This window comes from Paenibacillus agaridevorans (genome assembly GCF_018604145.1).
Taxonomy (GTDB): Bacteria; Bacillota; Bacilli; order Paenibacillales; family Paenibacillaceae; genus Pristimantibacillus; species Pristimantibacillus agaridevorans.
In genome coordinates this window covers 7,312,351-7,334,789 of sequence record NZ_CP075889.1, presented here as the reverse complement: position 1 = coordinate 7,334,789, position 22,439 = coordinate 7,312,351, and the positions used below count along the sequence as shown (strand labels likewise).

Annotated in this window: 14 protein-coding genes; 1 reads left to right on the top strand and 13 read right to left on the bottom strand. The window is 49.3% G+C overall.

All coding sequences use genetic code 11. The features are described from left to right. Positions 1–112 precede the first annotated feature (112 nt). From metK to KJW29_RS29405, 13 genes are all read right to left on the bottom strand, one after another. Complete coding sequence (gene metK / locus KJW29_RS29465; protein WP_214627309.1) at positions 113–1,321, bottom strand: methionine adenosyltransferase; 1,209 nt, start codon at positions 1,319–1,321, stop codon at positions 113–115. Positions 1,322–1,642: 321 nt separating this feature from the next. After that, on the bottom strand, positions 1,643–1,924 hold the full coding sequence (locus KJW29_RS29460; protein WP_214627308.1) for an alpha/beta-type small acid-soluble spore protein: 282 nt from the start codon (positions 1,922–1,924) through the stop codon (positions 1,643–1,645). 204 nt (positions 1,925–2,128) lie between these two features. Continuing rightward, positions 2,129–2,671, bottom strand: coding sequence for a hypothetical protein (locus KJW29_RS29455; protein WP_214627307.1), 543 nt, complete (start codon positions 2,669–2,671; stop codon positions 2,129–2,131). A gap of 67 nt (positions 2,672–2,738) precedes the next feature. Then, positions 2,739–5,216 carry a hypothetical protein gene (locus KJW29_RS29450; RefSeq protein WP_214627306.1) on the bottom strand — a complete coding sequence of 826 codons (2,478 nt, stop codon included), beginning with the start codon at positions 5,214–5,216 and terminating at the stop codon, positions 2,739–2,741. A 124-nt stretch (positions 5,217–5,340) separates the two neighbouring features. After that, positions 5,341–8,202: a hypothetical protein gene (locus KJW29_RS29445; protein ID WP_214627305.1), complete on the bottom strand. Its 2,862-nt coding sequence runs from the start codon at positions 8,200–8,202 to the stop codon at positions 5,341–5,343. 558 nt (positions 8,203–8,760) lie between these two features. Beyond that, the gene (locus tag KJW29_RS29440; protein ID WP_214627304.1) at positions 8,761–12,930 is read right to left on the bottom strand and encodes an S-layer homology domain-containing protein; all 4,170 of its coding nucleotides are present in this window, start codon (positions 12,928–12,930) and stop codon (positions 8,761–8,763) included. Positions 12,931–13,317: 387 nt separating this feature from the next. Beyond that, entirely contained in the window at positions 13,318–14,466 is a 1,149-nt protein-coding gene (locus KJW29_RS29435; RefSeq protein WP_087569453.1) for a glycosyltransferase family 4 protein, read from the bottom strand. A 226-nt stretch (positions 14,467–14,692) separates the two neighbouring features. Continuing rightward, on the bottom strand, positions 14,693–15,451 hold the full coding sequence (locus tag KJW29_RS29430) for a WecB/TagA/CpsF family glycosyltransferase (RefSeq protein WP_214627303.1): 759 nt from the start codon (positions 15,449–15,451) through the stop codon (positions 14,693–14,695). Positions 15,452–15,458: 7 nt separating this feature from the next. Then, positions 15,459–16,604, bottom strand: a complete 1,146-nt coding sequence (gene csaB / locus KJW29_RS29425) for a polysaccharide pyruvyl transferase CsaB (protein ID WP_214627302.1) — start codon at positions 16,602–16,604, stop codon at positions 15,459–15,461. Continuing rightward, entirely contained in the window at positions 16,568–18,682 is a 2,115-nt protein-coding gene (locus KJW29_RS29420) for a DUF5693 family protein (RefSeq protein ID WP_246608912.1), read from the bottom strand. The genes csaB and KJW29_RS29420 overlap by 37 nt, the downstream gene beginning before the upstream one ends. A gap of 43 nt (positions 18,683–18,725) precedes the next feature. Next, positions 18,726–20,435 (bottom strand): phospho-sugar mutase, encoded by a 1,710-nt coding sequence (locus KJW29_RS29415; RefSeq protein ID WP_214627300.1) that lies wholly within the window; start codon positions 20,433–20,435, stop codon positions 18,726–18,728. Positions 20,436–20,473: 38 nt separating this feature from the next. Continuing rightward, a complete protein-coding gene (gene fabZ / locus KJW29_RS29410; protein WP_087569458.1) occupies positions 20,474–20,905 on the bottom strand; it encodes a 3-hydroxyacyl-ACP dehydratase FabZ in 432 nt (143 codons plus the stop codon). A gap of 175 nt (positions 20,906–21,080) precedes the next feature. Continuing rightward, positions 21,081–21,608: a CDP-alcohol phosphatidyltransferase family protein gene (locus tag KJW29_RS29405; RefSeq protein ID WP_214631371.1), complete on the bottom strand. Its 528-nt coding sequence runs from the start codon at positions 21,606–21,608 to the stop codon at positions 21,081–21,083. Positions 21,609–21,815: 207 nt separating this feature from the next. Here KJW29_RS29405 and KJW29_RS29400 point away from each other — a divergent pair, with 207 nt between their 5' ends. Then, complete coding sequence (locus KJW29_RS29400; protein WP_214627299.1) at positions 21,816–22,415, top strand: TetR/AcrR family transcriptional regulator; 600 nt, start codon at positions 21,816–21,818, stop codon at positions 22,413–22,415. Positions 22,416–22,439: the final 24 nt, after the last annotated feature.

The window sequence follows — 22,439 nt, the reverse complement described above, 5'->3', positions numbered from 1 at the left end:
GACAAAAAACGCCGTACTCCGTCATGGAACATAACGGTAGCAACGACGTTAAGGTTGCGATCAATGATGAAGGAATGAAGAAGAACTGTTAGCTTGCATCTTGCTTGATCTCTTATGCAGGTACGCCTGCATCGGCTTTCAGCTTCTCGGCTTTGTCTACGCGCTCCCATGGCAGATCGACATCCGTACGGCCGAAGTGACCGTAAGCAGCTGTCTGCGCATAGATCGGGCGGCGAAGATCCAGCATCTTGATAATGCCTGCGGGACGAAGATCAAAGTTCTTCGCGATCAGATCAACGAGAATTTCTTCCGATACTTTACCCGTGCCGTAAGTGTCGACGTTAATGGATACGGGTTTCGCTACGCCGATGGCGTAAGCAAGCTGGATCTCGCATTTGTCGGCCAAGCCCGCGGCAACAATGTTTTTAGCCACGTAACGCGCTGCGTAAGCCGCGGAGCGGTCAACCTTTGTTGGATCCTTGCCGGAGAATGCGCCGCCGCCATGGCGCGCATAACCGCCGTAGGTATCGACAATAATTTTGCGGCCCGTCAGACCTGCGTCGCCTTGAGGACCGCCGATAACAAAACGGCCTGTAGGGTTGATGAAATATTTCGTCTGTTCATCCAGCCATTCCGTAGGTACAACCGGCTTGATCACATGCTCCATAATATCCTGCTGGATCTGCTCCAACGTAATTTCTTCGGCGTGTTGCGTAGAGACAACGATGGTATCGACGCGTACGGGCTTGCCATCCACGTATTCGATCGTTACTTGCGTCTTGCCATCCGGACGAAGGTAACCCAGCGTATCATTTTTGCGCACTTCGGCCAAGCGACGCGCAACACGGTGCGACAAAGCGATTGGCAGCGGCATAAGCTCAGGCGTCTCGTTGGTCGCGAAGCCAAACATCAGGCCTTGGTCTCCTGCGCCGATATCTTCGTTCTCCTGCCTCATATCTTTGCCTTCACGCGATTCAAGCGCGGCGTTAACGCCCTGGGCAATATCCGCGGACTGCTCGTTAAGCGATGTCAGAACCGCGCATGTGGTCGAATCGAAGCCATACTTCGCTCGCGTGTAACCTATGTCCTTGATTGTTTTGCGTGCAATCGATGAAATATCAATGAAATCCGCTTTGCTGGAAATCTCTCCGATAACAAGTACGAGTCCTGTTGCGACGGAAACTTCACAGGCTACGCGCGCATTTGGGTCAGCCGCGAGGAATGCATCAAGTACGGCATCAGAGATCTGATCGCATATTTTATCAGGATGGCCTTCTGTTACCGATTCTGATGTGAATAAGTGGCGTCCTTTTACCGACATCCTTATCAACCTCCTACAAACCTTAGTATCTAATAAAGATAAACGTTTTACACAAAAAATGAACCTTTTCCGCGAAGGAAAAGGTTGTTAGACAACTCTTCTTCTAAAAAGTCATAATACCTAAAATGTCGCTTAGTGTCAATGGACACCGATCTTGTCAACCATAGTAAATATGTGATTCGGGCGTATGCCTTAGAGCGACATTCCTGGTCCATATGTGATCCGGACGTTTGCTTTAGAGCGTCAAGCCAGATCCAATTGTGATCCAAATGTCCGCCTTAAAGCGTCAATCCAGATTCAAAGGTGATCCAAATGTTCGCCTTAGAGCGTCAAACCGCCATTCAGCACCTGTTCGGCCTGGGAGACCAGTCTCTTTGTAATCTCTCCTCCGACGGACCCCGCCTGGCGTGAGGACAATGTGGACCAGTTTACGCTGCCCGTACCGGACGCATGGACTGCACCAAGCTCTCCAGCAAATTCCGTATCCACGCTACCTGCCGTATATCCGCCATTCATCAGACCGAATTCAGCGGCGATTTCATATTTCATTTGATTCAGGACCGATTTGCATTGCGGCACAATCACTTTATTTGAGCGACTCATTATAGAAAGCACCTCCGGCAAAGTTTGATTTACGACCTTATTGTGCTTCGCACTGCGCTTTCCCAAGCGTATAATCTATTGTCATTATGTGAAGATTATGACATGCGGTGATTATTTAGGAAAAGTGCTGTACCTAATAAAAAAGCAGCCGCTACCGCTTGTATAAGCGATAACAGCTGCTTCGACTGATTATGGGGTATCCCATTATTGAATGGTATAAGGGCCTTTAACAACTAACGTGAGTGGAACAGTTTCGTCTGCGTGACCTTTGATGCCACGACCATCGCGCGGGAACCAAATGAGATGGTTCTTAGGCACGTCTTTGCCGTTCTTAATGTCAATGCCTTCCGTCAGGTCAGACAAACCGTCCGTTGTCGCGCTATATGCGATAGCTTTGCCAACGCGAACAACCACTTCCGTCCCTGCGGCCGCCATCAACGTCTTGCCTACTGGCAGCTCGACAACTTCAAGCTTCACTGCTGCTCCTCCGCTAGACCCTCCGTCGCCGCCGTTGCCGCCTGAGTTGTTACCTCCATTGTTGCCTGAGCCATTACCGATCGTTCCGCCATTCGTCAGCTTCGCGATCTGTTCATCCACGTAACTCTTCGTCACGACCGGATCTTCGATCGTACCCGGCGTCACAGCGCTTGAGTTCGCCGCGAGCGGATTACCGGCCACCATGCCGACCCATACGCCTGTCGCGATCAGAACCGCCGCTCCGGCCAGCTTCCATACCTTCTGTTTCACTACGAAGTCTCCTCTCCTTCTAGTATCTCTATGTAATAGAATACTAGATCGGCGGTATTATTGCCAATTATGAAGAAGTAGTGAACCAGTCCATTCTCTTCTCGGCTATTAATCTCTTATGATTGTTAATGACCTCATACAAGTTTAAGGTATAGGTTCCGAATCGAGGAATGTTAACATATAAATTACTATCTTCAAATATAATCGTTTTCTTTTGTGTGCCTTTGATAAGTAGATCCTCATTGATTTTCAGTTGTTTCTCATACCGTGCTCCCGCTGCATCAATAACTTCTAACCATACTTCTCTCTCTGTTAAATCTTTTTCACCAGTCCCCGTCTGTTCAAGTCTGTAATTGAAATCCAGAATAAAAGATTCATTACTCAAAATACTGGTACGTATATTATTTAAGTTGAGAGTGTAGGGATACAAATTTAGCTCATCAAATGTAGTAGCTGGCGTTGGTGCTTTATAATCTAAAGATATACGGGACGGATTTACGAAGGCAGTCGCAGTTTCCGTCGGTCCAGCATAAGCAGATTGAATAATTCCTTCTCCTACAAGTAATTCAAAATCTGTAAATCCAACGTTCTTAGGAATTATTGCATACGCGTAAGTGTTAACAAGACCTAAAGGATTGACATAGTCAGCTGTATTCGCCATTTTTGCTGGAAATACCATCCCCGATTTGTTACGGAAGAATGCTACCCAGTTAGAAAGTTGGTCAAAACGAATACCTTTATTAGTTAATCCCATATCGACATAAATCATGTCCGTGTTGCGGCCCTCGAATACCTTTATTCCTTGAACGACTAGTTCTGATTTTTTATTATTACGTGCAGTGCTGATTGTTTTGCCTATAGTACTTAAAGAAGGTTGTTTAACTGCATTGCTGCCCGAGAACGTGCCGACCTTTGTCGTGATCTCCCCGACCTTCTCCTTAATTTCTACTTTTAGATTTGAAAACTCTTGAGTATACGGGATTTTTGCAATAAGTAAGTACTCAATGGATTGGCCAGCCCCGATACTGATACCATTATTCGTTTTTATTAAATCAACCGGAACATCGATTATTACATTGTCAAGATAGATCTCCGCAGTTAGATTCAATAGAGGGGCAGCTTTTCCTTTTCCATTGCTGTTAGAGACTTTTATTTCGGCTTGAATCAAATCTTCATTATTCCAAGGACTTCTGTATATATTGTCTACAGATACTTTATATTCAGATTGACCGCTCTTATAATCAATTCCCTTGCCGAAAGCATTATCGCTGGTCGATACTGGAGCAGACACCGCTGCATTGTGTTTGCCAATCAGGCGTTTAACGTCTTTATCATTCATTTTAACGATTTCGTATACATACAGAGCTCCTTTGCCTTGTGTTTCAGTAGCCGGTAACTCTACAGATAACTCGAGCTCCTTGTTCAAACCTGGATTAATTCCTTTTCCATCCGTTTCCTTCATCTCAAGAGGGTATACAAAATCATTTGATGATTTATATTCGAATGCAAGCTGTGGCAAAGGTACGTTTGTCTTGCCCTTGTTAGCCAATTCGTATTTTACTTCTAATCTGTTTAACACATTCGTAACAGACACTGCCGTCACTTGTTTAATCTTAGATTCGAGTTGTAGATTATTAAAACTTAGCTTCAGTACATCAGCTACTTGTAATTGCTCAGACTGCGTTTTTATCTCATGTATAACAAGCGGGAGCGCGTATCCCACCGTCTCGGACTTCTCTGCCCAAACCATCACAGCTTTTTCCAAAGATATATTAGATGGCAATGATGCACCGAAAGTGAGCTGCTTGGTTGATTTTGCTGCGATTGAATCATTGCCTGGATCATAATCGATAGGATATATACCGCCATTTTTCGTTTTAATATAAAAGCTTGTATTACTTAAACGCACTGGTACATTTCCATTATTATTAATATCAAACGTCAAGGAAACATGCTGGACATTACCATCAGACGCTACTACACCTTTATTTAACTTCGTAGTTATTAATTGATTATTCCATTTAAATTGCTGTGACTGACTAAATGGCGTTACATTGTTATAGCTCGACGGTATCGTAATGGAGCTTAACTTACGTTCATAATTCGGTAAACTAAAATCCCATTTTATTACATCAACCGAAATATCGGTAATAGATGTGTTATTGTCGATCTCCGCATAGTATGTAAATGATCGATTTGCTTTGGCTGGTATAACTTCTTTGACATTAGGATCAACTACTTTCATTTTATAAGTAGATCCATTCTTGTTTTTTACTCTGAACCAATAATCCAGCAAATCCATCGTTTGATTGCTGTCATTGTAGACCGTGATGGTAAATACAAATGCTTTTCCTTTCTCAGCCTCCACAACGTATGCTGAGCTTAACTTCAAGTAACTATTGTTTGTCAAATAGACAGCTGGGAATGTTGTTGGCTTGAATTGTCCCGTTCCTGTAATAGCCGCTGCTCGAATACTTGCTTGTGGGAGTACTGATGTTGCAATTAACGTTCCTACAATTACGCCTGTTGCAATACGTCTTAACATCTTGTTCGCTCCTTTATTGCAATCTTACACAAATAGACGTATAGGGAGAGGAAAATGTTTCTCTTTATAAAACAAAAACCTTTGGTTAATTAACCAAAGGTTTTTGTTTTATTGATGGTAACAACTAGTCGGCAACACCAGATACTTCAACTTCAACTACTACTGTTTGTGTACCAGAAGTTGCAGTGATTTTCCATTTACCGTTAGCATCAAATGTGATGCTGTTACCAGAAATCGTGCTAACAACGTTGTTAGGCGTTGTTTTGTAAAGGATTACTGTAGGACCGTTACCAGCACCGTCAGCCGCTACGCCATATTGGTCTTTAACTTCGAACCACAGGTTGGCATTCTTAGTCAGAAGAGTAATTGCAGTAGCAGGAGTTGAATAAGCAATCTTAGTTACAGCACTGTCGTTTTGTTTAGCAGCGATGGAAGCTACGACTGGAGCTGCTTTGGAAATCTTAAAGTTGGCTTGTTGAACAACGATATCTGCATTTGGTTTAAGCAAATGTACGTTGATTTGAGAGTCGCCTTCTTTGTCTGCAACAGCTACAACTTTCCATACATCTACACCATCTACAACAACTTTTGCCACGCGAGCTTTGTCGTCAGCTAATGTAACATTGTTAAGCACGCTTGCAGGCAATGCTACTTTTGCACCGCTGGAATCTTTACCAACAACTTTAACAGTTTTTGCATAAGGAGTATTTACTGCGTCAGCATCAGTACCAGTAGTTACAGCAATTGCACGCAGTGTACCCAGATCTTCAACTTCGTAAGTCAGAGTAGCATCCGATTTCACAGCAGTCAATGTCACTGTTGCGGAATCAAGCAGTCTCGTTCTGTCTGCATTATAAAGTTCAACAGTTACTACAGTCGAAGCATCATGCTTAGTAGCATTGAATTTCACACCATCAATCAGGTTTTGAACAGTTTTGTTACCAGCAATTCCTGTGCCAAAGTCGTCATTGTTTACTTTAACAGTAACAACGTTGTTATTGCCTTTGAACTCATTGCCGTATTGGTCAGCAAATTTAGCTTTAACAACAAGCTCAGCATCTTTCACTGCTTTAGTTACATCAGTAACAAGAGAGAAAGAGTTTGGCTCTTTAGCGTCAACAACCGTAATTGTTTGACTAGCATTGTTTACTGTACCGTTAACTGTTACAAGCAACAGACCGGAACCTTTAACAAGACCAGCGCTGTTAAGAGTGATAACTGCTTTGTCGCCATCTTTCGTCAAGCCACCAACAGTGAACACGCTGGAGTTGCCAGTGTTGATTGTAAGCTTGCGATCAGCTTCAGGCCCTGTCATTTTTGCAAGATCTACGATTTCTTGTGCAGTAAGAGCATTACCGTATTGGTCATTTGCTTGCAGTTCAACTTTGAAGCCTTGTTCGCCAAGACCAAATTGAGTTGCAGGAGCAATCAAGCTTACAGTATTGATGCTTTTCGCGCCGTTTACGTCAAATTCGATTTTGTGAGATTTGCCGCTTGCAGCCACAATAGCTTGGATGAAGAGTTTTTTCGGTCCATTGAAAGCGGCGATGTTAAAGCTCAATTTTTTGCCACTGTCAGCAATAGCTACACCCGAAATCTCAGGGCTAGTAATAAATACGATAGGAGGATTAGCTCCTGTCAGATGTTCAGCTTTCAGGGCAGTAACAGCATTGCCATATTGGTCTTTAGCTTCGAAAGGAAGAATTACGCCAGTTTTGTTGGATTCAAGGGATTTGCCCTCTTCAACTTCTGGAGTTTTCAAAGTGATTTCCGAAACGTGTTTCACAAGATTTACAGTTACAGTTGCAGTCGCAGATTTTGCGAATTTCAGATCTACAACAGTAAGAGTAAGGGAGTTAACTGTGGAAAGAATGTCTTTAATAGTAACAACGCCGCTAGCGTAAGAAGCGCCAGTACCAGCATTTGCAGTAGGTCTAACGTCGCCTGCAACGCCTGCGCTCACTTCTTCACCATATTGGTTAAGAAGTTTAACCGCTACTTCAACGTCGTTCATGTTAGCTAGTTGTGCTGTACGATAGCCATTGGAATCGATAGAAATGGATTCCACGCGCTCTTCAGTTGCCGTGAAGGAAGCAGCGTCTTTACCTTCAGCCAGACCCAGTCCGCTTACAGTTACTTTGTAGTCGCCGTTCAATGGAACAGTAACTTCCAGAGTTGCAGCAGTTTTAGCCTCATTGAAAGTTGTTTTGGAGATGTTCACTACTGCAGTGCCCTTTTTCAGAGAGAAAGTGGCTTTAGCCGTGTCAATTGGAGCGTTGAATTTAACTTCAACTTTTTTCACGCCTACTGCGGAAGCAGAAGAAACAGCGTCAGCTACTTTAACCAAACCAAGTTTTTGCTCAAGCGTTACGCCTGGCTCAACTTCAGTTTTCAGAGCGCCAACGATTGCAACGTAAGTTTCGCCACGAAGTGGGATATCGTCGAAGTCAGTGTCTTCTGGAGCAAGGCCCAGTTCCACTGCAACTGCATCTACTTCTTCGTAGTCTACGTCTTGACCAAGTGCACGAAGGATGAACGCGTAGAAGTCGCGAGTTTCCAGTTCGTCGCCGAAACCGAATACTGTTGCGCTTTTACCTTTAGTCAAACCTTCTTCAACTGCCCAAGAGATGTAACCGTCGTAGTTTTTGTCAGTTACGTCTTTGAACTCGTGAGTTTTTGCAGCGCCTTTTGCTTCGTCTTCAGCGCCGAACAAACGGGAAAGAAGAACGATCATGTCTTGACGCTTCCAAGTTTGGTCTTCTTTCAGGTCGCCGTCTTGGTTACCCAAAATAACACCTAGCTCGTTAAGATATTCACCAGCAGTTGGTTCTTCTGCTGCGGAAACTACAGTTGCGAACATGGAGAATACCATTGCGATCGCAACTAACAGGGATAAACTTTTCTTCATAACCTTTTTTTCTCCTCCTCTAAATTGCTTCGGTTGTTGAGAGTTTAGTACAGATAGTGAATTGCTCGTTTCCCTCATAGCCGATTCACCCCCTTCCCAGAGTAGAGCATATATTAGTATAAATAATGTCTACGGACACGGTTAACCCTATGTAAGCCAATGTCGTAGAAACTTGTAAACCATGAAAATATAGATGCTAGACTAGCTGCATCACTTTAACATTATACAATGGGCTCATGCTACCGTAAAGAGGAATATGAGAATTCATCCCAGTTAATCCCTTGTATATGCCGTTACGAAACATCATTGCGTCGCCCTTGTGACATCATCATGTATTTAAACGTTGGTTCCGCGAAAAAGTTGCGATTCTCATAAAAATCTTTTTATGAGGATCGTCTCATTTTTACGCACTCACTTTTGCACTTTATTAGTATAGCTTGTTTTCATACACACCGTCGATGCAAAACATTTTCCATGGATAAGTTTGCACCTATAGAAATACTGTAATGGGAAGTGGACTTTTTGAACAACCTCTATGAAGCTAGTACAAGCTTCATTACCCAATCATTAGAAGATTGAAACGATTATGTACGGAAAAGGCCAGCACGATCGCTGACCTTCGCCGTTTAAGCAAAGTTAGTTATAAATCTTAGGAAGCTTCTTCATATCATTCATGACACGCGCCATGATAATCGCCGCATCGCTTCGAAGCAGACGCGCTCTCGGCTCGAATACGGATCCATCCTTCGGCTCAAGCGGATTAATCAGCTTGCCTTGAATGAAGGCTTTCTTCTGGATCGCCAGGACGGACGGTATGGAATAGAAGTCGAACGTGCCGGAATCCTTAAACACCTTATCCAGCGCGCTCTTCGCTTTCGTCGAATCGGTCTCCAGCTTCAACTGCAATGCCCTTGCAAGGATCGTCGCTGCCTCTTGGCGTGAAAGCTCTACATCCTCGTCAAAGAATCCTGGGCGCTTGCCGTTGACGATACCAGCTCTTGCCGCCGTCTCAATGTAGCGATAGTCATAGATCGCGCTTGCGTTGTTGGCATTCGTAATCGTCTCCGGGTAGTAGGAGAAGTGGTGATCTCCCTCGTAGTTAAGCGGTAGATCCATAGCTCTGACGATCATGCGCGTAAACTCTCCGCGAGTCACATAGCGGTCTCCGCCGAATATACCGATTGGATCAATGGCGTTCATGATGCCTTTGGCGAAGATTGCTTCCATCGCCTCACGAGCATAAGGATGATCTGTAATATCGTTGTAGCCGCGTGTGAGCTTAACGGCCACATAGTATCCGAACTTCGTGAACGGTACCGTTACGGTCCGTTTCTTCTCGTCTACAACGCCACCAATGTTCTCCCAAGTACTATTGTAAGGATCAAATCGGAAGACGGTAATCGTCGTTCCCGCGCTTTGGACCACGTTAGAGTCATACGTAATCGTCAGGCTGCCCGGTGCGCTAGGGATCAATTCGCGGTTGAACTGGTTCCAGCGGCTTGCGAATGTGCCTGTGTGCTTGCCGACAACGTTAGGGAACGGGAATGGATCCAAACCGCTTGTTATCGGGTCATAGGCCGGTGATGATGGATCCGGGTTGTCTGCAAGTCCAGCATCGATCCAGAAGAGCGGGCTCGCCTTGATAAACTGACGGGCTTGATCCTGGAATCGGTATCCGATATGCAGATTGCCTTCCGCCTGGCTGTTCGCCGAGTAGTTAGGCGGTTGGCTATCGTACATATGACGATTGACGATGCCGTCATTCGGGTTGGCAATGGCGAACAGAATATCGTTGCCGTTGTATACCTGCGTCGCTTCGCCTGACGAGTTATTGTATTTCGGACGAATCAACTGCGTATTTCTGCCGAATGTCAGAGTGAGCGCGTTGTTAAACAGCTTGTGCGATGCTTTCATGGTTTCCAGCATCTGTGCGCCCGGGATATTCGTCGGAACGTATTTGATCTTCAATTTTTCTTTAATTTTGTCTTGACCGCGCGTGATTTCGAAATCAATGTCCGTTTCTCTCCCAGCACGCAGATCTTTGACAACGACTCGGAAGGCTTCAATTAGATTTTCGCCTTCATTGTAATTAATGTAAGTTATTTTTTCTGCCGCCTGTTTGTTAATCGTCATGGAATCTGCGCCTGGAGACGAAATAATGACCTCCACGAAGTTTTGATTCGTAACACGCTCTTCTTTAAGCGGCTTCTGGATCGTGTACGGAATCGATACCGAGTCGATCTCCAGACGATGCGTCGCCCGCGGTCCTGCTTCTCCCGCATTGAAGACGGTAGTGACATACACCATCGCGCTTCCGTCTGACGGCATGACCTGTTTTGAAATTTTGTAATAGAAATATTGCCCGTCTACATCATAAAAGAAGTCAATATCTGCTTCGTCAGTCGATGGATTCGAACTCGAGTTCGCGCCTGTACTATTAAATGGAGTCGTCTCATACCCCGCAAGCGGAACACCGCCTCGTGTTGGAGTAAACTCCATTCCGAGATGCCATTTTACGTTCGTTTTCCAATTCGGCGAAGCAATCGTCACGATATAATTTTGTTTATCCCCTAACGCAGCATGTGCCGTATTGGAATTATTGCTGAAGTCGCTGCCCAGATCGACGAAATCGAATGTGCCATATACGTTGTAGTATGCTTCTTTGGTTGTGAATACAGTCCCTTGTTTAGGGAAATTCGGATCGTTCGGCAACGGTGTAGTCAGGTTTAAGCTGTATGGGAAAACGCCATTCGTATTCGGTGCAGGAATAACCGGCAGATTGCTTGGTACGATTGTAAATTTCAGCGTATTCTCATAGTTGTTCTTTTCCGAACGGAATACGAATTTGATCGTGTTGTCCCCGGCTTTGTTAAGCACGCCGAAAATCCGATCTCTAGCTGCTTCATGGTTCGCAGTAGTACTGCTGCCTAGATTAGTCGGCTTGAACTTGGTAATCGTTCCGTCTTGCTCAAGCGGTATCTCAACGTTATTAATATAGAGGAAGACAGAAGTTCCATAGTTAATTTCGGCACTGTTGACAACGTTGAAGAGCTGACCCTTCAAGTCACCCAGTTTGCTAATCAGGCTGTCTTTGGATTCACGAACAGAGTCGAATTCCACTTTCATCCCGTCTACAACTTTATCGAACTTCATATGAGGGCCGTAAAGCAGCTTGGCAATAATCTGTTTCGTCTCTGATGATACTTCAGTCGTCCTGTTCAGAGTGAAGCCTACTGTGTTGGTCCCGGATCTCGGGAGCTCATTAATTTGTACGAACGCTCTAAGAAAAGGCACAGATTGTCCATTAACCGTCCGGTAGACAACCTCAGTCAAAGGAGTAGTGCTTGCAGAATTGATTTGTTTAAATTTAGCGTTCGGGTCGCTCTCTTGCAACCCGTTCACTTTGAACAAATTTCCTAAAGCTGTGCCAAGCGCCGCATGATTACCAACCAAAATTTCTACGGCCATCGGCATCGAAAATACATTAACGCCATCGCTCGCAATATCCGTGCCTTGGAGACCCAGAATACGCGACACGTTGGTCGTTGGACTCGTCATGGAGCTATCGAAGCCGGACAGATAGTTAATGTCGTAGATATAGGCAACATCACTATCACGCACGGTGAAGCTTGTCCAGTTCGAATAATTAAATGCAGAATTGTTAGGCGCCATGAAACGAATACGGTTGGATTGGTCAAAGGTAAGCTCAGGCAACAAATAGGTGAAGTTAACGCTTATGAACTTGGTCGAAGTGTTGTCGATAGTCGTGGGAGTATAAGTAATACTGCTCCCTACTGGCGATATGACTTGCGTTGTTCCGTTGCCTTCTTGCAATTCCATCTTGAGACGATTTGCCAATTCTGAAGCAAAGTTCACGCTTGATCCATTTGGATCAATGATGACGTTCGGATTGGTTGGCAGATCGCGCAGCGGGAGCGGAATGATTGCCGTTCCGCTGATTTGGAGCTGGTTCGCAGCTACACTTGGCGTCAGGAAGTTTAGATTGTTCTCAAGGTTGACGACTTGCGGAGTTGTTTGAGAATCCTTGATTTTCAGATTATAGTAAGTAACTTCTCCGTTATAGAAGGCTACCTCGCGAGTTGTTTCCACGACTTGCCCGCCATTAATAACCTTAAACGTGATGTTATTGATGCCCTTGTCAATCGTCAGCTGCGACGTGCTGAAGCGGCTTTCGCTCGACGCCGTGGACACGTTGAAATCATAGCTGCGGCCATTAATGACTATAGTCACCTTGGTTGCGTTCGGGGCCTTGCCCGATATGACGATTTGACCTTTGTCCTGAATTGCAGGTGCCGTAGAGTACAGCATGGTAGGCTGAGATTCAGGCATTTCATAATCCCTGTTCTCGAACGTAATCTTAAGATCATACAGCATCGGGCTGTTTCGGTAATCAATATAAATGGATTCGCTAACTTCGGAGGAGCCAGCAATACCTTTAAATGTGATTTTATTAAGGCCAGGGAACAAAATCAGGCTGCTGACGGTGATTCGATTGTCTCCGGTTGTAGAGATCCCTGTCGTAATTTCTTCAGTCGTGTTCAATACCGTGCCGGAAGCCGTCACTTGCTTAACGTTATAGCTGATGGAACTGCCCACAACGCCGTTAATCGTCCCTTGAAGAGATATCGATTCAGTGGATACAATGCGGGCATTGGTTGGCGTATCGTGCTCGTTAGGGAATAAGAAAAATACTCCCGCCGCCGAAGCCGTCTGAGTGGCTGCGAAGCTCGGCAGCAGCGTGACGAACAAGGCGATGGTCAGAATAAGTGATAATGCTCTTTTCAAAACATGTTCCTCCTTTATGTAGGTCATTCCTTAAATACGGGTTTAATTGCATGGAGCATACGAACGTTGGGACGGATTAGGTCTAAAGTCGTCAGAAAGCTTGACCTCTCGCGCCGAACATGTCGAAGCCACGTATTATAATTCCTCCCTCTTCCTCTTTAGTCAGATTTAGTTAGTCTACATGATAGACGCACTGACATCAGAAAAGTTACGTACTTTCTTTATCGGTTCGAGCGCAGCATATGTTTAGGGACGTCTTGGATATTAGAGGCAATTGGGATCAACTTGGGACTTGCGACCCCCTGGCGCTATTGTGTAGCCAAAAATAAAAGCTCCGCACCCTGCGTAAAAGCAGGTTGCGGAGCTCGGAATACAGAAATAATGACTTTATTTGCCGCGCGATTGCGCTTGCGTCTTGGCGGTTCTAATCAAGCCGATGCGCACCAGGAAGTTGATGAGCGGGCGACGCGTCTTGTCGACAATGCCCGTCAGCTCCGCGCCGATCTGCAGGAAGAACATGAGCAGGCAAATTACAGCGAACGTAATCCAGTTAGCCGCGCTGGACTGCACGACAGCGGATTGTACAATAGCGATGGCTCCGAATAGGGCAGCCACTCCCCAAATGATCAGAACCGTGCGACGATGGCTGAAGCCAAGGTCGCGCAGACGGTGATGCAGATGTCCGCGATCCGGCGCGAAGATCGGCTTCTTGTTTACCCAGCGGCGAACGATGGCGAAAAACGTGTCGGACAACGGCACGCCGATGATCAAAAGCGGCGTCACGAACGATACGATCGTCACCTGCTTGAAACCCAGCATGGACAAGGTGGCCAAGCTAAAGCCAAGGAACAGGGAGCCCGAATCGCCCATAAAGATCTTGGCCGGATGGAAGTTAAACACCAGGAAGCCGATAATGCCGCCCAAAAGCAGCGTGCTAAGCAGAATAACAGGCTGGAAGCCCATCAGCGAGGCCATTATCGCAATCGTTGCGATGGCGATACCGGAAACGCCGGCAGCGAGTCCGTCCAGTCCGTCGATCAGGTTAATGGCGTTGGTAACGCCGACAATCCATAAAATGGTCAGCGGAATGCCGATCCATTGCGCGATTGGCTGCATGGTTTCACCAAATGGTACGTTTACAAGGTCGATGTGTACGTTGAAGCCGAATACAACGACGCACGCAGCCGCGACTTGCCCCAGCAGCTTTACCTTCGCCGACAGCTCGAAGCGGTCGTCGAGGGCGCCCAAAATGATGATGATTGTACCGCCGACGAGCAGGGCATTAATCATATTGACGTCTTGCGGCCGCAACAGCCCTTCGGGAATGAACGGCTGCACTAGCAGGAAGGCTCCCACAAATGCGACGTAGATCGCCAGCCCGCCCATACGCGGCATGATGCGCGTATGTACTTTCCGATGATTCGGCTTGTCGATCGCGCCGATCTTAAATGCGAATTTTTTAACGAGCGGGGTCATCCCCAATGCAAGCAATAATGCGATTACGAATCCTATGGAATACAAGAAGCCAATAGGCATGTGTACAACTCTCCTTTTTCTGAAAGCCTAAGCAGGTCGCTTAACAAGCTATTACCCCGTTATCTTTCACTGCGAAACGATACCTTATGCGAACGATTCGGGAACGATTGCGATCCGTCAGTCGCCGCCAACGCTTCTTCGTTTTGCTCCAGAGTGAATTATACCCTGATCGAAAAAGAAATACCAACGCCGTTTTCAACCAATTTTCATTGAAAAAGGCCTAGTTTCACCCAATTGGGCGGGATTTTGTTACATTTTCTTTGTTGCGGATCACTTTCACGACGAATTTCGGCAACGCAAGCATTCTTTTGTAGCGCGTCGGCTCCTGCAGCAGCCGATACAGCCACTCCAGACGAAGCTTCTGGTACACCATCGGGGCGCGTTTCAGCTTTCCTGACACGACATCGAAGCTGCCCCCGACGCCCATGATAAACGGAACGCCAAGTCTCTCCTTGTACTGCACATTCCAGGCTTCCTTTTCCATGCCTCTGGCCACGAACAACAAATGCGGCTGAAGCGCGGCAATCTCGTCCACGATTTCCGCGTCGTCGTCCGGTCCGAAAAATCCGTTGCGATACCCGACGATGCGAACCTGTGGATATTGAAGCTGAAGCTTTTCCGCCGCCGCTTCGATAATTTCTTGCGATGTGCCAAGCAGATACGCCTTCCATCTCCGCTTCTCGCCCTGTTCTAGCAGACGATGCATAAGATCGAAGCCCGTGACGCGCTCGGCGACGGGGTTTCCGCCATATTTTGCAGCCCATACGACTCCCGCACCGTCCGGTACGATGAGATCGGCTTTATTCATGATGTCAGCAAATGCGGGATTGTCCAAAGCCGCCATAATCATAATCGGATTAGCCGTAATGATATGCGTTTGGCGTCCTTCCTCGATTGCCGTTGTCAAATAACGGACCGTCTCGTCCATGCTCATCTTCGAGAACGGTATGCCAAAGATCGGCACGGTTGGATGTTGTTTCGACATGAGGAAATCACCTCGATCTATATTGACGCAAGTAAGTTACGATTTGTTGCGCCGGTTGTTGCGATTGTTGCTTCAAAAGGTCGATTGCGGGTACATGCTTCTTGCGCCATTCGTCAGGATTGTCGAGCAGCGCGACCGCTTCGTTGGCAAAAAGCTCGGGATCCAGCTGCTCCGTATCGCCTATCGCCGTCAGGCCAATGCGATGCAGGAAATGGTCGATCTTGGGGTCGTAGGACAGTCCCAGCATCGGCACCATCCGGTTCGCCGCGTAGATAAGCGCATGAAGGCGCATGCCGAACAGCACATCGCAACGGCTTACCTCCAGCAGCATCTGCTGCGGGTCATCGCCGGGAGCAGCCAGCTCCGCCGAGCTTCCCTCGCCAAGCTTGCCTCGCAGCCGTGCGATCATCTCTTGCGACGTCACCACGTCGGAAGGGGTATGAAACGGCAGAAAGCGCAGCGTGACGGAGCGACGCTTCGACAGCGCGATCAGCGCTTCCGCCGCGCGCGTCAAGTCGGCGCCGTCCGGGCGCCAGCTCCGCAGCGACACGCCGACGATCGGCGTCCCGGAGTCGGAGCCCCAAGCATTAGCTGGAGGCAGGGCCGGCAACGGCAAACCCATAACGGGATCGGGAACAACCTCGATCCTCTCTCGCGCTACGCCAATGCGTGCGAGCAAGTCTGCAGATTCCGCATCCCGAACGGACACATAAGCGCTTCGCCGCATAACGCCGCGAATGAGCGGATCCATCCAGCGGCGATTTACCGGTCCGATGCCCTGGGCGTATGCGAACGTGGGTTTGCCCAGCAGCTGGGCCAGTCTCATGATTCCGGTATAATACGGAATCGTCTTCGTTCCCGTAGCGTCTTGCAGCAGGCTCCCGCCGCCGCTAATGAGGCCGTCGCAGCCTCGCAGCGTCCGCAAAATGTCGGCCGGACGCATGCGATGCGCCGCTTCCACGCCGTACATGGAGCTCGTCCACGCCGGATCGGCGCTGAGGACGACCGGCTGGACACGAACGCCTTGAGCGGCCCCCTGCTCTTCAAGCGCCAGCAGGATGGAGCGTAGGACCGCTTCATCTCCGCTGTTGCGGAAGCCATAGTAACCGGATATGGCTATGCGGACGGTTTGCGAATGTGAGGCTGAACCCATCTGCGCCAAGCTCCCTCCAGTAAGATCCATGCTCCGATACATACGAGTCCGATCAGAATGCCCGCTCCGAGACCAAGCAGCGTGCGGATCGTCGAGATGTACAGAGGCGTATGCAAGTGAGTAAACGTGCTTACCATGGACAATTGCCCCATCGTTCCGACGATAATGAGCACCCAAGCCGCGCGGTATCTAATCGCCAGGAACAAGCCCAGCAGAAGCGGCGGATGGCCTAACATAAATTCCTTGAATCTCGGACGTACGCCGAATGTCGATTCCAGCCAGCCGCGTATCAGCAGCTCGATGGAGCTTACTTGTCCGGCATTGCCCGAACGGGAAATATAATAGAAACCGATAGCGCCGATGACAACCGCGCCCACGACCATCAATAAAGTGATGGGACGAGACAGGATGCCGACCGCGCGCTTGACAACGCCATGACCGTCGCTGCCCTCATACAAGAACACGTAGAAGGCCACTAGGAACAGCGGAGCGAAGAACAAGACGCTGACGCCGCGGAACTGCTCCAGCACCAGGCTGTACGTAATATTGTGCAACAGGCCGAACACGAGCGGTACCGCCGACAGCGTTATCAGCGTGCCGACGATAAACCAGCTAAGTGCGGTGACGATCCGCTTGCCGGCAGGCACGTCAGGGAATACCCACTGCGTTCTTGGCTCTCCTTCGTAAGAAGCTCCGCCTACCTTCCAGGTTTCGCCGCCCACCATCCTACGATTGCCGATGGTCCGGGCATAGATGCGGTTCATGACCCAGATCATCGCGAGCGTCGGTCCGCTTACCGCGGCGCCCAGCGCGAGCGCTTGCTCCATAAGCGAGCTGTTAAGCACATACAGGCCTGCCGATCCCACGAGTCCGAGCAGGAATACCGGTATCGCGAGCGCGGGCAAAAATGCGGCGACCAGAAGCGCAATGATCGCGATGGCTCCAAGCGCGACTACCGCGCGCACGGGCTTCTCCCACGATGCGTTGACGGACTCGAACGGCTGCGCAATCCCGTGCGGGAAGCCAGCCTCCTCGAGCTGGGCGATAACGCCGTCCTCGCCGCCCATTACCATCGCCAGCTTGTCCGCGGAATGGTTCAGCTTGCCGGTATCCATGCTGGATTGCAGCATCGTGTTCAAGAAGAACATGCGGATATTGCGATCCTTGGCGGCCAGGAGAAAGCGGTCGGCAATGCCTTCGCGTGTCATCTCGATACTGTCTTCAGGCGATAAGGAATACACCCTCACCACATTATAATCTGTCAAATAAGCAAGTTTATGAATGCCTTGCTGCGGTTTCTTGAGATTCTCGATCGCCGTCAGCCCGATTCCGTAATCATTAAGCAGCGTGCCGAAGCTATCCAGGCTGCCCAGAGCGCCTTGATCGCTTGCGCCCTTGGACTTCTCGCCGTCGAACAGCAGTCTTGTCACGCCATAATCTTTGAGCATGGCAAGCTGCGCGCTGGTACGCTCCGCATCATAAGGGACCACTCTGTCCGAGAATCTCGCGAGAATGTGGAATCCCTTTTCGCGGAGTTTCTCCAGCGACATCGGGTCGAAATCCATCGTCTTGAGATGAACGGCGGTCAGAGCTTGCTCCACCACCATGCCGTTCCGATCGCCGAAGGACCAGTCGCGGTAAGTGACGCCTGAACGGTCAAGCGCCTCGCGCACGACCTTGCCCACCTTCTCTTCCTCTTCCTCGCCCGCGAACAGGATGTACGTATAATTGACGCGTTCGCTAGGCAGCTTGCCCTGCAGAAGCGCGGCGTCCTTCTCGTTGTAATACGTCAGCCTTCCTGCCTGGCTAAGTTCCTTTAGAGTGCTTTCGTAGACGGCCATCGTATTGACGCCCGCTTCCTTCAGCAATCCCAGCTGCTCGTCCAGAAACTCCCGTGGATTCGCCTGATGTTCAGCCACCTCGATCAGATCTCTGTAATCGAATGCGTACTCCACCGTATTGGCGGAGTCCTCCATCGTCATCCTTTGAAGGCCCAGCGGCAATGCCGCCACGATTCCGATCAGCGTAATGACCCATAACCCTATTTTCGCTTGCCTATTCCATCGCTGCCATAACATACGCACGTAAATCCTCCGTTCCACCTCTAAGCTTGCTTATCGATTACTGAACGCCGTCGACGCGGGACATAACGGCTTCCTTCAACGTTTGCAGAGCGGATTTCGCCGACTCCGGGGAATCCTGCTTCACCGCAAAATAAACCTTGATCTTCGGCTCCGTGCCCGACGGCCGCAGGCAGAACCAGGAACCGTCGGCGCGACGGTACTTGAGCACGTTCTCCGGACGAAGTCCGTCCAGGCCCTTGCTGTAGTCCAGCACTTCCGTCACCTTGACGCCGCCAATCTCCGCGGGCGGGTTCGAACGCCAGTCGTTCATGATGGCGCCGATCTGCGCCACGCCGTCGATGCCCTTGAGCGTACGGGATTCCAGCCCTTCCAGATAGCTGCCGTACTCCGCATACAGCTCCAGCAGCACGTCATACAGCGTCTTGCCTTGGCTGCTGTAGTAAGCCGCCGCTTCGCAGATGAGAAGCGAGGCGACGATCGCGTCCTTGTCCCTGGCATAAGTTCCGCTCAGATAGCCGTAGCTCTCTTCGTAGCCGAACAGGAAGGAACGCTCCCTTGTTTGTTCGTAACTTGTCATTTTCTCGCCGATATATTTGAAGCCGGTCAGCGTATTTTCTACATCCACGCCAAATGATTTCGCGATGTCCGCGCCCATCTCGCTGGTTACGATCGTCTTGACGACGACGCCGTTATCCGGTAGCAGGCCGCGTTCTTTAAGCAAACTCAGCTTATAATAAACCATGATGGCGCCGGATTGGTTGCCCGACAGCACCACGTATTCGCCTTCGTTGTTTTTCACCACTGCGCCCATACGGTCGGCGTCCGGATCCGTGCCGATGATGATATCCGCGCCGACCTTCTTCGCCAGCTCGATCGCAAGCGTAAACGCTTCTCGTTCTTCGGGATTCGGCGATTTCACCGTGGTGAAATTGCCGTCCGGCTGCTCCTGCTCGGGCACGATATGTACATTGCGGAAGCCTGCGCCCTTCAGCGCCTCGCGAACCGGCACATTGCCGGTACCGTGCAGCGGCGTGAATACGATGCTGAACTTTTCTCCCAGCTCCCCTTGCAGCAATTCCCGGTTCAAGCTCTCTCCGACGACCGTCTCTACGTATTCACGATCCGCCTTCTCGTCCAGCCAAACCAGCAGTCCTTGCGCCTCGGCCTCTTCGCGCGAAATCCGCTTCACATCGCCCAAGCTATCGATCCGCGCAATAGCCGCGATGACTTGCTCCGCATCCTCCGGGATCAATTGGCAGCCATCCGACCCGTAAGCCTTGTAGCCGTTATACTCCGGCGGGTTATGGCTTGCCGTCACGACGATGCCTCCGCTCGCGCTCAGCGCTCTTACCGCATAGGACAACTGCGGCGTCGAACGGAGCGAACGGAACAGGTACGTCTTGATGCCGTTGCCCGCCAGCACCAGCGCGGCGTCCAGCGAAAATTCTGGCGACATGCGGCGGGAGTCGTGTGCAATTACTACGGATGGCGACTCGCCTTGCAACAACAGCCAGTTCGCGAACCCTTGCGTCGCTTTGCCCACGGTATACACGTTCATCCGGTTCGTGCCGGCGCCGATTACGCCTCGCAGACCTCCCGTGCCGAACTCCAGGTTGCGGTAAAAGCGATCCGCGATTTCGTTTTCTTGGCTCGAGATGCCGGCCAGCTCTTCTTTGGTCGCGGCATCGATCAATGGATCGCCCAACCAGCCTTCATATTGCAATTGAATCTGTTCTTTGTTTATCATAAGGATTCCCTCCGCCACTTATCGAAATTTGGTTTTATCTAGGCCCGCTCCGACAGCGCAAACATCAATTCGCCCTCTGCAACGATCTTATCTCCAACCTTCGCTGTAGCTTGTCCCTTGCCGATCGGTCCTTTGAGGCGCGTAATCTGTACCTCCAGCGTGAGCGTATCGCCCGGCTTCACTTGATCGCGGAACCGGAAGCCGTCAATGCCCGCGAAGAAGCCCAGCTTGCCCTTATTCGCTTCCACCATGAGCATAGCTACAGTGCCGACTTGCGCCAGCGCCTCGACGATCAATACGCCCGGCATAACGGGATAACCCGGGAAGTGGCCGACAAAATGCGGCTCGTTCATCGTTACATTTTTGATGCCGACGGCTCTGACGCCCGGCTCCACCTCCAAGATGCGGTCGATTAGCAGGAAAGGCGGGCGATGCGGTATAATCTCCTGGATTTGGCTGATATCTAACATTTAATAAGCTCCTCTCATGTCCGTGTCCGTATAAAACATGTCCTAGTCAGAAACACTAAGGTTATCCTGCGCAAAACTGCAGTTTGCGAAGGTTAAGATAAGGAGGCTTGGCGAAGAACCCGAAGCGTTCGTCGCCCGGCCTCTTTCTGTCCTGTGCGATGATGATGCTAAAGCGTTACATGTGAGGGATCTTGGGCTGAGGTGGGTTCAATGTCCGGTACGAGGCCGCATAGACGAACGTGGTCACGAACGAAAAAGCGATCACAATCCATAAGTATGTCGAAGCAAACGACGCCTCGAAGAAGATGAACATGATGGCCGCATAGAACATGACCGTTGTCAGCTTCCCCATCCAATTGGCCGGCACGTTTTTCTTTTTGCGGAAGTGGGCGATAAGCCCTGCGGTTATCATTCCCAAATCGCGCAAAAACATCGCACCTGCCGCCCACCAGGAAATATGCCCCGAAACGAGCAGCGACACGATCACCGTGAACAGCATCAGCTTGTCGGCCAGCGGGTCCAGCATCTCCCCTGCGGGAGTCACCTGACCGTACCTTCTGGCGATATGACCATCCAGCACATCCGTCACGCCGGCGGCGACCACGACAAGAAACGCGGGAATCATGTGTCCGCTGACGAATATTCCGATATAGACGGGAATGAGGACGAAACGCAGCGACGTCAACAAATTCGGCAGATTCAACACATCACGCTCCCCGGCGATTGTCCATACATGGTCTACCTTGGTTCCCAACTATTATAAACTACCTCCTCGAAAATGAAAACAAATCCATATCGACCTCAGTCCCGGGACTGATTGCCTAAAAATTCCCTCCATGATAAAATACTGACTTAGCGTTCAGTATGATGTAGTCGGCCCCAACTTTCCTACTTAGAAAGAAGGTGAAATTTGAACAAAAAACAACTCCAAAGCGAAGAAACCAAACATCGAATCGTCGAGGTCGCAAGCGAGTTATTTGCAAAAAAGGGGTACAACGCCGCCTCCATCGTGGAGATGGCCGGAGCCGCCCAATGCAGCAAAGCCAACATTTATTATCACTTTAAGAGCAAGGAAGGGCTTTTCCTGCATATTGCCGAGCTGCTCGAGACAGAATGGTATCGCAATTGGGAGGTCCATAAGACCGCTTACGACACGGTTACCGATCAACTGTTCGGAGTCATTGAATTCTCCACCAAGCAGGGGCTCGCTCATCCGCTCTATATGGCTGCGTGTGAGTTTATTGAAGGCCACGCCGAGGAATCCAGCATGGTCAGAAAGCTGCTCGCGGCCAAGATCGAGAAGAATCGGCTTTTCTACGAGGGCCTTATGACGGAAGGCATTGTCAGCGGAGAGTTCAAGCCGGGCAACGCCAGGCAATACGGCATTATATTAGAAGGTATGGTGCGGGGCATCAGCGAAACGGCCGGCAGCATGAATCCAATGGAAACACTGGAGCTGTACAAAGCCGCTCTTCATGTTCTTCTGCATGGAATTGTACGGGAACAATAAGTCCACACTACAAGACAAAATTGT

Coding starts and splice junctions, on each gene's coding strand:
- KJW29_RS29415 (WP_214627300.1), bottom strand. CDS start 20,435: ATGATAAACAAAGAACAGATTCAATTGCAATATGAAGGCTGGTTGGGC.
- KJW29_RS29460 (WP_214627308.1), bottom strand. CDS start 1,924: ATGAGTCGCTCAAATAAAGTGATTGTGCCGCAATGCAAATCGGTCCTG.
- fabZ (WP_087569458.1), bottom strand. CDS start 20,905: ATGTTAGATATCAGCCAAATCCAGGAGATTATACCGCATCGCCCGCCT.
- KJW29_RS29430 (WP_214627303.1), bottom strand. CDS start 15,451: ATGTCGAAACAACATCCAACCGTGCCGATCTTTGGCATACCGTTCTCG.
- KJW29_RS29420 (WP_246608912.1), bottom strand. CDS start 18,682: ATGTTATGGCAGCGATGGAATAGGCAAGCGAAAATAGGGTTATGGGTC.
- KJW29_RS29450 (WP_214627306.1), bottom strand. CDS start 5,216: ATGTTAAGACGTATTGCAACAGGCGTAATTGTAGGAACGTTAATTGCA.
- csaB (WP_214627302.1), bottom strand. CDS start 16,604: ATGGGTTCAGCCTCACATTCGCAAACCGTCCGCATAGCCATATCCGGT.
- metK (WP_214627309.1), bottom strand. CDS start 1,321: ATGTCGGTAAAAGGACGCCACTTATTCACATCAGAATCGGTAACAGAA.
- KJW29_RS29435 (WP_087569453.1), bottom strand. CDS start 14,466: ATGCCTATTGGCTTCTTGTATTCCATAGGATTCGTAATCGCATTATTG.
- KJW29_RS29445 (WP_214627305.1), bottom strand. CDS start 8,202: ATGAGGGAAACGAGCAATTCACTATCTGTACTAAACTCTCAACAACCG.